Origin of the sequence: Pseudomonas sp. FJ2-5-13 (assembly GCF_029201605.1) — a bacterium.
In the GTDB taxonomy this organism is placed as follows: Bacteria; Pseudomonadota; Gammaproteobacteria; order Pseudomonadales; family Pseudomonadaceae; genus Aquipseudomonas; species Aquipseudomonas lactis.
On sequence record NZ_CP104045.1, the window covers coordinates 3,729,188 to 3,740,599 of the forward strand.

The window sequence follows — 11,412 nt, forward strand, 5'->3', positions numbered from 1 at the left end:
TGCAAAAAAAACAAGCTCAATGCCAGCAGTTAAACGCATGAATACACGCGAATTTAACCACCGTCTCGAAAAAACGCCCCAAAAAACAAGGGGCCCCTAGAGGCCCCTTGCTTGTACCGCAACTGCTGAACGCTTACGCGTCGGGTGCAGCCTTGGCAGCCGGCTCACTGTTTTCATAGATATACAGCGGCTTGGACTTGCCTTCGATAACGCTTTCGTCGATCACCACTTTACTCACCTCGGACTGCGAGGGGATTTCGTACATGGTGTCGAGCAATACGCCTTCGAGGATAGAACGCAGTCCACGTGCACCGGTCTTGCGCTCCAGTGCCCGCTTGGCCACCGATTTCAGCGCGTCGGTACGGAACTCCAGGTCTACACCTTCCATCTCGAACAATTTGCCGTATTGCTTGGTCAGGGCGTTTTTCGGCTCGGTGAGGATCTGGATCAAAGCCGCCTCATCCAACTCGTCCAACGTGGCCAGGACCGGCAGACGGCCAACGAATTCCGGGATCAGACCGAACTTGACCAAATCGTCAGGCTCGACTTCACGCAGGGACTCGCCCACCTTCTTGCCTTCTTCCTTGCTACGCACTTCCGCACTGAAACCAATGCCGCCACGGGTGGAACGCTGCTGAATCACCTTCTCGAGACCCGAGAACGCACCGCCACAAATGAACAGGATGTTGCGCGTATCAACCTGAAGGAATTCCTGCTGCGGGTGCTTGCGACCACCTTGCGGCGGTACGGACGCAACCGTGCCTTCGATCAGTTTCAACAGGGCCTGCTGCACGCCTTCACCGGAAACATCCCGAGTGATCGACGGGTTGTCCGACTTGCGCGAGATCTTGTCGATCTCGTCGATGTAGACAATACCCATCTGGGCTTTCTCTACGTCGTAGTCGCACTTCTGCAGCAGTTTCTGAATGATGTTCTCGACATCTTCACCCACGTAGCCAGCCTCGGTGAGGGTGGTGGCGTCGGCGATGGTGAACGGAACGTTCAGCAGGCGAGCGAGGGTTTCTGCAAGCAGGGTTTTACCCGAGCCTGTAGGACCGATCAGCAAGATGTTGCTCTTGCCCAGTTCAACCTCGTCACCTTTCTTGTCACGCTGGTTCAGGCGCTTGTAGTGGTTGTACACCGCTACGGCCAGAACCTTTTTTGCACGCTCTTGACCAATGACGTATTGGTCAAGGATGCCGCTGATTTCTTTAGGCGAAGGTAATTTATGCGCACTGCTCTCGGCCTGGGCTTCCTGCACCTCCTCACGGATGATGTCATTGCACAGGTCGACGCATTCGTCGCAGATAAACACCGAGGGGCCGGCAATCAATTTGCGTACTTCATGCTGGCTTTTGCCACAGAAGGAGCAATAGAGCAGCTTGCCGTTGTCCTCGCCGTTGCGGGTGTCAGTCATTCGTTCGATCCAAATCCGATAGGCTTGCAACACAAGATGAAGGCTTATGCGGGCTTTTTCAAGCCCGCCAGTGGTCGGACATGCCGACCAGCCCTATTTTGAGCGGCTTATATTATGCGGGGCGCTTGTCGATCACTGCGTCGATCAACCCGTATTCCTTGGCGGCTTCAGCGCTCATGAAATTGTCACGGTTGGTATCGCGCTCGATTTCTTCCAGGGTGCGCCCGCTGTGCTTGGCCATCAGCGTGTTGAGACGCTCACGAATGAAGAGGATTTCCTTGGCGTGGATTTCGATGTCCGACGCCTGGCCCTGGAAACCGCCCAGTGGCTGGTGAATCATCACGCGCGAGTTCGGCAGGCAGAAACGCTTGCCTTCGGCACCCGCGGTCAGCAGGAAGGCGCCCATGCTGCACGCCTGGCCAATACAGGTGGTCGACACGTTTGGCTTGATGAACTGCATGGTGTCGTAGATCGACATGCCCGCAGTCACCGAACCACCCGGCGAGTTGATGTAGAGATGGATGTCCTTGTCCGGGTTTTCCGCTTCAAGGAACAGCAGCTGCGCACAGATCAGGTTGGCCATGTAGTCCTCTACCGGGCCAACCAGAAAGATCACTCGCTCCTTGAGCAGGCGCGAGTAGATGTCGTAGGCGCGTTCGCCACGAGCGGACTGCTCGACAACCATCGGGACCAGGCCGCCTGCGGCCTGGATATCAGAGTTCTGCTGAATATAGGAATTACGGAACATGCTCTGCATTTACTCCCAAATAGTCATGTCTTGAAAACGCATAAGCCAGCGCGAGGCTGGCTTATGGTTGAATTTCCAACGAGTTGGACAATCAGTCGGCTTGTGCTGCTTCCGCCGGTTTGACTGCTTCTTCGTAAGAGACCGCTTTATCGGTCACCTTAGCCTTCTGCAGAACAGTATCCACAACTTGTTCTTCCAGCACAACCGAACGTACTTCGTTCATCTGCTGCTCATTCTTGTAGTACCAAGCCACGACCTGCTCAGGCTCCTGGTAGGCCGAAGCCATTTCCTGGATCATTTCGCGAACGCGGTCTTCGTCTGGCTTGAGGTCGAACTGCTTGACCACTTCAGCCACGATCAGGCCCAGCACAACGCGGCGCTTGGCTTGCTCTTCGAACAGCTCGGCCGGCAGCTGGTCAGGCTTGATGTTGCCACCAAACTGCTGAACCGCTTGAACGCGCAGGCGATCCACTTCGTTGGACAGCAGGGCCTTAGGCACTTCGATCGGGTTGGCGGCCAGCAGACCGTCCATGACCTGGTTCTTGACCTTGGACTTGATGGCCTGACGCAGCTCACGCTCCATGTTCTTGCGAACTTCGGTGCGGAAGCCTTCGATGCCGGTTTCCTTGATGCCGAACTGGGCGAAGAACTCTTCGTTCAGCTCTGGCAGCTTAGGCTCGGAAACGCTGTTGACGGTCACGGTGAACTCGGCGGCTTTGCCAGCCAGGTCCAGGTTCTGGTAGTCAGCAGGGAACGTCAGGTTCAGAACGCGCTCTTCGCCGGCTTTGGCGCCAACCAGGCCGTCTTCGAAACCAGGGATCATACGGTTGGAACCCAGCACCAGCTGAGTGCCCTTGGCGGAGCCGCCAGCGAAGACTTCGCCGTCAACCTTGCCAACGAAATCGATGTTCAGTTGATCTTCGTTCTGGGCGGCACGGTCGGCCACTTCGAAACGAGTGTTCTGCTTGCGCAGGATTTCCAGCATGTTGTCCAGGTCCGAATCAGCCACTTCGGCGCTCAGACGCTCGATTTCGATACCGTCGAAACCGGCCACTTCAAATTCCGGGAACACTTCGAATACGGCAACGTATTCCAGGTCCTTGCCCGCTTCCAGGGACTTGGGCTCAATCGAAGGCGAGCCAGCCGGGTTCAGCTTTTGCTCGACAACGGCTTCGTAGAAAGAAGCCTGGATCACGTCACCTACAGCTTCCTGGCGCGCATCGGCACCAAAACGACGCTTGATTTCGCTCATCGGCACTTTGCCTGGACGGAAACCAGCGATCTTGGCCTTCTGGGCAGTCTGCTGCAGACGCTTGTTGACCGCAGTCTCGATACGCTCTGCCGGCACGGTGATGCTCAGGCGGCGCTCGAGAGCAGTAGTATTTTCAACAGAAACTTGCATGGATATTCCTCGTTGCACAGACGTTAGCCGGCCATTTCCGACCCCAATCAAGGGCATGCATTCTAGTGGGTCAAACTCAAGAAGTCACCCTACTGAAAATACAGCGGAAAACAGCCGGCAATTTATCGGTACGAAGGCACGGATGCACCTCGCCCCGGTGACAAATACAGCCAAATTGCGCCAGGGCTCTGCGCCGCCCCTCTATATATAGAAGGAACAACCATTCATCTCCCTGACGGCCCGCCCTGCGAACAGAACAGGCAAGCAACGCAGCATCATCGAGATACACAAATACGACGACACGCCCTGCCGGGGCAGCCCAGCACCTGCGACCACCCAATCTCAAACCGCCAAAACCAAAAAAGGCGCCAGACTGTTAAATCTGGCGCCTTTCGAATATGGGGTGGACGAAGGGGATCGAACCCTCGACAACGGGAGTCACAATCCCGTGCTCTACCAACTGAGCTACGCCCACCATATTGCGTTAACAAAGAAACCAAACTACTTCTTTGTTGAGCTCTACCCCGCCTGACGGCACAGCAAAGCTTTAATTGGTGCGGATGAAGAGACTCGAACTCTTACGCCTCGCGGCGCTGGAACCTAAATCCAGTGTGTCTACCAATTCCACCACATCCGCGCTTGAAGCTCTTAAAGCAAAGGCGCCAGACGATTAATCTGGCGCCTTTCAAAATATGGGGTGGACGAAGGGGATCGAACCCTCGACAACGGGAGTCACAATCCCGTGCTCTACCAACTGAGCTACGCCCACCATATAGCGCTACTTGTGCCAAAGCTGCCTAATGGCGCACCCGGCAGGACTCGAACCTGCGACCATCCGCTTAGAAGGCGGATGCTCTATCCAGCTGAGCTACGGGCGCCTGATTAATCTGTACTCTTGGAGGATTACAAACTAAGTGTTTCCAGCCTTGCAGGACAACAATTCTGCTCGACCTTCTAACCAGTGCTAGGCTGTGCCCGACAAGTGCGACGAATAGTATAGAGCGTCCTGATACCCGTCAAATCTTTTTTGAAAAAAACTGATTTTATTTAAGGGGTTAGGGCAATTTGCAGACCAAGCGCCTTTGCCCTCGCGCCTTGGCATGCGAGAATGCGCGCACTTTTCTTCCCCCTCTCGATGGTTAATCACGCGTAATGACTGCACAACTTATCGACGGCAAATCAATCGCCGCCAGCCTGCGCCAGCAGATCGCCAAACGAGTCACCGAGCGCAGCCAGCAAGGCCTGCGCACGCCTGGCCTCGCGGTGATCCTGGTCGGCAGCGATCCTGCCTCTCAGGTTTATGTCTCGCACAAGCGTAAAGACTGTGAAGAGGTCGGCTTTATTTCCAAGGCCTACGACTTGCCTTCGGACACTACTCAACAGGCCCTGACCGACCTGATTGACAGCCTCAACGATGATCCGCAGATGGACGGCATCCTGCTGCAGCTGCCACTGCCCGAGCACCTGGACGCCTCCAAGCTGCTGGAACGCATCCGCCCGGACAAAGACGTCGACGGTTTCCACCCTTATAACGTCGGCCGCCTGGCCCAACGCATTCCCCTGCTGCGCCCATGCACCCCCAAAGGCATCATGACGCTGCTGGAAAGCACCGGTGTCGATCTATATGGTCTGGACGCTGTCGTGGTAGGCGCATCGAACATCGTCGGTCGCCCGATGGCCATGGAACTGCTGCTGGCCGGCTGCACCGTGACCGTCACCCACCGCTTCACCAAGGACCTGGCCGGCCACGTCGGCCGCGCTGACCTGGTGGTAGTCGCCGCCGGCAAGCCGGGCCTGGTCAAGGGTGAGTGGATCAAGGAAGGCGCCATCGTCATCGACGTGGGCATCAACCGCCAGGAAGACGGCAAGTTGGTGGGTGACGTGGTGTATGAAACCGCCCTGCCCCGTGCCGGCTGGATCACGCCGGTTCCAGGCGGTGTCGGGCCGATGACCCGGGCCTGCCTGCTGGAAAACACCTTATATGCAGCGGAAACCCTGCACGGTTAATAACCAGGCGTAATGAAAAAGCCCTGCCTTAGCGCATAATGCCGTTCAGTTAAGGCTTTTTGTAGGAGCGAGCAAGCTCGCTCCTATGTATGGACTCGCCCCCACTTTCAACCCGCTTTTAAAACATTGGTACCCGGTTGCTTCTATGTATCAGGCCTATCCGAGGAAGCTCCAAACAGCTTCTGGCCAACATTGGATCAGCTCGCGATCTGCCCATTACAAAAAGGCCTCAAGGGCCGGTAGGAGCGCAGGCATCAATTCACGCCGGTCTGACCAGGGGTCAATGTTCGTCAGCACGGGTTGGAGCGGCTAAACGCCCCGGTGGCAGAACTCTGTAAATCCGTGGCTCATCTCAGCCTCCTGACTATTACCTGGCTGACGTCGAAAAGTCTGGTCGTTTTGCAAGAGCCGCCAGAGGATACGCAGGTTGCGGTTGGCCAAACGCACCGCCACCTCCTTGCGCCCTAGGCGAGATACCCAACGCTGTAGCCGCTGGTCGTCGGACTGCTCTGAATCCGGTCGCACCTGTCTTAACACGGCGCGGGCTCCCTGGACCGCCAGGCTGCGCAAATACGCATCACCGTTCTTGCCCATCTTGCCGAGCCGGATTTTTTCTCCGCTGCTGTGCTGGCTGGGCACCAGCCCGAAGTAGGCAGCGAACTGTCGAGCATTTGCGAAGCGTTCAGGCTCAGCCTGCTTGGCCAACAGTGCTGTGACCATGATCGGGCCAACTCCGCGCACCGTCATCAATCGCTTGGCTGTCTCATCGTTCTTCGCCGCTGTTTCGAGCCGACCGGTCAACACGTTGACGCGTTCGCCCAAATGACCACATTCAACTAACAGTTCGGCGATTAGTTCGCGCAGTAAATCGGGTAATGGCTGAGTGGCGTCTTCCAGTATTCGAGGATACGTTGGCTGATGGCCATTTCGCCTTGGGGCATGGAAACTTCCTGCTCCAGGAGTAAGCCACGCATCTGATTACCGACCGCCGTACGTCGCCCTATATATCCCTGCCGAGCCCGATGCAACGCTTGCATTGCAAGCGCCGCAGGCCTTTTGACCGGTACGGCTGATATCGCACAGTCGCGTCCGGCGCGCAGGATCGCCAATGCATCGTTGCGATCATTTTTCGGGCCGCTGCGATGATTGGCCACATGCTGAGAGGGTAGGATGCGAACAGAATTGCCCTGTGCTTGCAGTAATCGCGTCCATGCCTGAGCACCTGGCCCGGTTTCCACCAGCACCGTCACGTTTGCTGGAAGCTTAAGAAAAAAGGTTTGAAAGGCCTCTCGTGACTTAATCCGATCCTCGAATATGACCTGGCCGAGCGCATTCTCACCGGCCACTTGGAAGACCTTTTTGGCAAGGTCTACCGCGACGTTTACGCAAGTAGATACATCGGCTGACAAAGACTGATTGATCATCGTATGCTTTTTCATGGGCTCGCCCTCGCTGTCGTTGGCTTCTATAAGAATGCCACCGTGGCGCATAGACGCCTCGGCTTGGGCGAGTCCATCCAATTACAGAGGGCGCCCCCTCCCACCGTCCGAGCCAAGAATTCATACTTTCATAGATACGTCATGACAAATGTCAACTCAGTATCAGCCGTACCCGATATTAATGTCTCACCTATTAATCGAGAATACGTCGCATGAAACGGGATATCGAAATTTGTAAGACCAGAAGTAAAGCCATCTACACGATAGCTGTTGCCAAAAATAACAGCACCGCCATTCTCCCGTGTAATCCTTAGTCCAACTCCTCGGGCAGTAGATCCTCGATTAAGTGAAACCACGCCTTTACTTTGATCGAGCACTGGGGTAGCTGGCAAAAAACTGTATTTAACAATAGCCACACTATCATCACACTCACTCAACTTAATACTAAACGGAACTGCTTTACTTTCTCCACTGTCAAAATCCGATGAAACATACGTCCCCATATTCACCGCTATAAACTCTGGAGTGCTGCAAGACGAAACAATAGGGCGACTTCCATTTCTAATTTTAATATTGGCGAGCAATCCGAGCGTATTCCCATACCCAGAGCCACCGCGCACCGTACCAATAATGCCTGTCGGCACAACAGTATCATTAGTAAACTCTCCAGCCTTGACCAAGTATAGAGTAAATACCCCAGGCCCCAGCGAGTAGATAGTATTTGACATCAAGCCTGGGCCATAAGGGCGAGTTGCAATGCCTTCAACCTCCGGAGAGCCGGACAAACGAATTCTCCATGATAAACTTTTGCTCCCCAATAGAGGGAAGGTGTTTTCGTTCCCATGCATAGACGCAGGACCATCCTGAATCCCGATTGAATGAGTTATGTTTTTACATAGAAAAAGAACCTCTCCGGCAGAAATCGTTTCCTCATAGATAACTGTCCCCAAAGGTACATCTCTGCCTACCTGAAGATTGTTTGGACCATTAAATGCCAATTCCAACGGCACGCTCACTGGGTTATTTCCACACCTAGGAGTTTCGCCCCCAAATGACAAATCAGATAACACTAGCAACGACACCAACATTATATTTGATACCCGTGCGCCTACCCCCCTAAACATAGAGCTTACAAACCACTCGCACTTCTTCATAATAACTCCACTTACATTTCAGTCGCGCATATCACCACGATAATTTCACCTGCGACATAAGATGATCCTTAAATTTGCAGCCCTTTCTAGATCCAGCTATACAATCTGCACCTTTTTTTCGCTCTCCTCGATGCTAGCCTGCGGCTACAATGCATAGGCTTTATTCGCGCCCTAAGCTAAAGGCGTCTCGGAGAGCACCATAGCGGCGCGGGTGACTGACGCGCTTCGCTGGGCAGCAGCGGGATCGCCGCAGGTGGTGATGGCGAACGCTTGGGCCTTGCCAATGTCTGAGCTCCTCGGTTGAGGCCAGATGCAAAATGGCTTTCGGCAACCACGGGCCATCAGAAGTTGGAAAGCTTGAGCGCGCAGTGATGGGTACAAAATCGCTACAACCTCAACCAATCATCGGCTTAGAGCCTTTATTTAAAGGCTCTCTATCGCTTTCTGATCCATACTCCTAAAATGTAACGTCATTTGTCACAAGATCCGTTCTACAACGGCATTTCCTTACTTTTTAGCGAGTTCATCCGCGTGAAAATTCGTCTTTCTATTGTCAGCCTGTTTTTTGCTTTTGCAGGCACCTTCGCCCACGCCGCCGAAACCACCCTGGCTCCGCGTGACGCCTCCAAGCTGCAGATTGCCTCCGGCAGCGCCATGTTGGTGGATTTGCAGACCAATAAGGTCATCTATTCCAGCAACCCCGACGTGGTGGTGCCCATCGCTTCGGTGAGCAAGCTGATGACCGGCCTGATCGTCCTCGAGGCCAAGCAGAATATGGACGAATACATCGACATCAACATCACCGACACTCCCGAGATGAAAGGCGTGTTCTCACGGGTGAAAATCGGCAGCCAGATGCCGCGCAAGGAAATGCTGCTGATCGCGCTGATGTCCTCGGAAAACCGCGCGGCTGCGAGCCTGGCCCACCATTATCCTGGCGGTTACGCAGCCTTTATCGCGGCGATGAACGCCAAGGCCAAATCCCTGGGTATGACCAGCACCCACTACGTGGAGCCCACCGGCCTGTCGATCCATAACGTGTCGACCGCCCGCGACCTGAGCAAGCTGTTGGCCTATGCGCGCAAATTCCCGATGCTGAGCCAGTTGAGCACCACCAAGGAAAAGACCGTGTCGTTCCGCAAGCCCAACTACACCCTGGGCTTCTCCAACACCGACCACCTGATCAACCGCGCCAACTGGGATATCAAGCTGACCAAGACCGGCTTCACCAACCAGGCCGGCCACTGCCTGGTGCTGGTGACGAGCATGGGCAATCGCCCGGTGTCGCTAGTGATCCTGGATGCCTTTGGCAAGTTCACCCACTTTGCCGATGCCAGCCGTATTCGTAGCTGGGTCGAAACTGGCAAAGGCGGCGCAGTGCCGGATGTGGCGCTGCGTTACAAGGCCGATAAAAACCTCAAGAATCGAGCGACCGCTACGGAAGTACGTCGATAAGCAACGATGCGTTTTTAGTGTGGGAGCGGGCTTGCTCGCGAATGCGGTGGGTCAGCCTAAGCATTCAGCGACTGGTACGGCGCCTTCGCGAGCAAGCCCGCTCCCACAGCCCGCTCCCACATTATTTGAGCTTCACTTCTTTTCTGCCAGCACCTTGAGTGCCTGCGCCGCTGCCTGCTCCTGCCCCGCCTGCGCGGTGGCATTGGCCGCATCGCGCCAGCGTTGCGCGTCCACATTGGCGGGCAACTGGCTCGGGCGCTGGGTCAGGATGGCCCAATGGCCCGCGCCCTTCCACGCCGACTCAAAGTCGCTGAAGCTCATGCTCAAGCGGCGCTCATTGCCTGAGCGCAACAGCACCGTACTCTTCTGCTGGTTGAACCCCACCACCACAACATAACGCGCCCCGGACCAATAGCTGGCGTTGATCCGCGCCATCACCGGGTAACCCGCCGCCACCTGCGCCAGCACGGCGGTCAGCTTGGCGTCCAATGGGTACACCATCAGCCCGTACTCACGCGCCAGCACCTGCATGTTGCGCTCAAGGTCCGCCTCGGCGCCGGGCAGGCGCAGCGGCTTATCAAGCAAACCCGGTGTCATGACAATGCCTTGTTGCGACAGCATGCTGGCAAGTGCCGTAGGACCGCTCTGATAAGCCTCACTGCGAAAGGTCGGCACGCCATTGAGTTCGACGCGCTCGGGCAAGCCAGGCAGTTTGGATGGAGTGTTGCTGGAACAGGCCGCCAACCCAAGGGCAACGGCCAGTAGCAAGGAAGTTTTAAGGTTCGACCGTAAGCGCAATTTTTTCACTCTCTTGATCAACTGCCGGTAAAGGCCCCGATCATAGCCCAATCGCGCTTTCTCTATCCCGTAGGAGCGAGCTTGCTCGCGAAAAACTTACAGGCGCCGCGTTTATTCAGGAAGCCTGCGTCATCGTTGACGTTTTTCGCGAGCAAGCTCGCGCCTACAGGGGGCGGCGCAAGATATCTATAGCCGACGCGTGCAATAAAGCGGTGACGATAGAGCAAACAAGTTGGACGGACTCGACCATTGGTCAATAGCAGGCAACCGTCAGCTGACTAGACTGTCCATTGAGAAGACTGTGTGTGCCCCAAGTGGGCGAAAGGAGGCCCGAATGAGCCTTGCGACAACGATTTTCCTGTTGATCTGTGGTTGGCTGGCCGTCGCCGCCGCCATGCTGTGGGGGGTCATGCGCGTGACGCGCCGGCATCATCACCCCCACGTCAAACCTGCTGAACCCGCCGAGCCGCGCAAGGCGACGGCGCATCACGCCTAGCCAGGCATGCAATTGAAGTCCTGGGTTGCGGCGATTTCCTTGCCGTGGCCGTCCTCAAGCGACGCGCGCACCGTGGTGCCCAGGCTCGACTCCACCAGGGTGTAGTGCTCACCCGCCTTGAAATGCTTGTACTCGATGCGGCCCTGGCAGTCCTGCTGGTTGTCGTCACCCGGCTCGTCTTCAAATAAGGTTACGTCCAGGCGATGGTCCCCCGGGGTCACTTCAAAATAGCGCCCATCGTCCACGCGCTTGCCATCGACACGCTCGGCCATCAGGTCATTCGGCGCTTCTTCCTGCAAGCCGATCCAGGCTTGGCTGGGGTCCGCCTTGGGGATCGGGCCAGCGCATGCCGACAGTAAGCAGACAAAGCCAAGAACGGGAACTAACAACAGTGGTTTAAGTGACATGACAGCGCTCCAAAGGGCATGAATGAAAAGGTCGTATCCGATGGCTGACAAGCTTGATGAGCCGCCCCTCCTGGAACAAATGAATCCCT

9 protein-coding genes, 4 tRNA genes and 1 pseudogene are annotated in these 11,412 nt (G+C 55.8%); 3 read left to right on the forward strand and 11 right to left on the reverse strand.

The genetic code is table 11. The annotated features are described in order from the left end of the window. Positions 1-133: 133 nt before the first annotated feature. The 7 genes from clpX to N2A98_RS16325 all read right to left on the reverse strand — a co-directional run bounded on the left by clpX (position 134) and on the right by N2A98_RS16325 (position 4,445). Complete coding sequence (gene clpX / locus N2A98_RS16295) at positions 134-1,417, reverse strand: ATP-dependent Clp protease ATP-binding subunit ClpX (RefSeq protein WP_003192254.1); 1,284 nt, start codon at positions 1,415-1,417, stop codon at positions 134-136. A 112-nt stretch (positions 1,418-1,529) separates the two neighbouring features. Beyond that, a complete protein-coding gene (clpP, locus tag N2A98_RS16300) occupies positions 1,530-2,165 on the reverse strand; it encodes an ATP-dependent Clp endopeptidase proteolytic subunit ClpP (protein ID WP_003192255.1) in 636 nt (211 codons plus the stop codon). 91 nt (positions 2,166-2,256) lie between these two features. Then, a complete protein-coding gene (tig, locus tag N2A98_RS16305) occupies positions 2,257-3,567 on the reverse strand; it encodes a trigger factor (RefSeq protein ID WP_014718988.1) in 1,311 nt (436 codons plus the stop codon). A gap of 399 nt (positions 3,568-3,966) precedes the next feature. After that, positions 3,967-4,042: transfer RNA gene (locus tag N2A98_RS16310), tRNA-His, on the reverse strand. A 77-nt stretch (positions 4,043-4,119) separates the two neighbouring features. Then, positions 4,120-4,204: transfer RNA gene (locus N2A98_RS16315), tRNA-Leu, on the reverse strand. 56 nt (positions 4,205-4,260) lie between these two features. Next, positions 4,261-4,336: transfer RNA gene (locus N2A98_RS16320), tRNA-His, on the reverse strand. 32 nt (positions 4,337-4,368) lie between these two features. Beyond that, a tRNA-Arg gene (locus tag N2A98_RS16325) sits at positions 4,369-4,445 on the reverse strand. A gap of 274 nt (positions 4,446-4,719) precedes the next feature. Here N2A98_RS16325 and folD point away from each other — a divergent pair. After that, entirely contained in the window at positions 4,720-5,574 is an 855-nt protein-coding gene (folD, locus tag N2A98_RS16330; protein ID WP_078803388.1) for a bifunctional methylenetetrahydrofolate dehydrogenase/methenyltetrahydrofolate cyclohydrolase FolD, read from the forward strand. A 309-nt stretch (positions 5,575-5,883) separates the two neighbouring features. Here the strand turns inward: folD and N2A98_RS16335 are convergent. After that, a pseudogene (locus N2A98_RS16335) lies at positions 5,884-6,998 on the reverse strand (IS110 family transposase). Positions 6,999-7,141: 143 nt separating this feature from the next. Continuing rightward, positions 7,142-8,029 carry a fimbrial protein gene (locus N2A98_RS16340; protein WP_161952170.1) on the reverse strand — a complete coding sequence of 296 codons (888 nt, stop codon included), beginning with the start codon at positions 8,027-8,029 and terminating at the stop codon, positions 7,142-7,144. Between the two features lie 669 nt (positions 8,030-8,698). On the opposite strand from N2A98_RS16340, the gene pbpG reads away from it, so the two are divergent. Next, positions 8,699-9,622: a D-alanyl-D-alanine endopeptidase gene (gene pbpG, locus N2A98_RS16345; RefSeq protein WP_078803412.1), complete on the forward strand. Its 924-nt coding sequence runs from the start codon at positions 8,699-8,701 to the stop codon at positions 9,620-9,622. Between the two features lie 132 nt (positions 9,623-9,754). On the opposite strand, the gene N2A98_RS16350 is transcribed toward pbpG, so the two are convergent. Next, positions 9,755-10,420 carry a peptidase C39 family protein gene (locus tag N2A98_RS16350; RefSeq protein WP_069558224.1) on the reverse strand — a complete coding sequence of 222 codons (666 nt, stop codon included), beginning with the start codon at positions 10,418-10,420 and terminating at the stop codon, positions 9,755-9,757. A 334-nt stretch (positions 10,421-10,754) separates the two neighbouring features. On the opposite strand from N2A98_RS16350, the gene N2A98_RS16355 reads away from it, so the two are divergent. Continuing rightward, positions 10,755-10,916, forward strand: a complete 162-nt coding sequence (locus tag N2A98_RS16355; protein WP_164692270.1) for a hypothetical protein — start codon at positions 10,755-10,757, stop codon at positions 10,914-10,916. Here the strand turns inward: N2A98_RS16355 and N2A98_RS16360 are convergent. Then, positions 10,913-11,323: a hypothetical protein gene (locus N2A98_RS16360; protein ID WP_003192269.1), complete on the reverse strand. Its 411-nt coding sequence runs from the start codon at positions 11,321-11,323 to the stop codon at positions 10,913-10,915. The two genes, N2A98_RS16355 and N2A98_RS16360, sit on opposite strands and share 4 nt — an antisense overlap. Between the last annotated feature and the right edge of the window lie 89 nt (positions 11,324-11,412).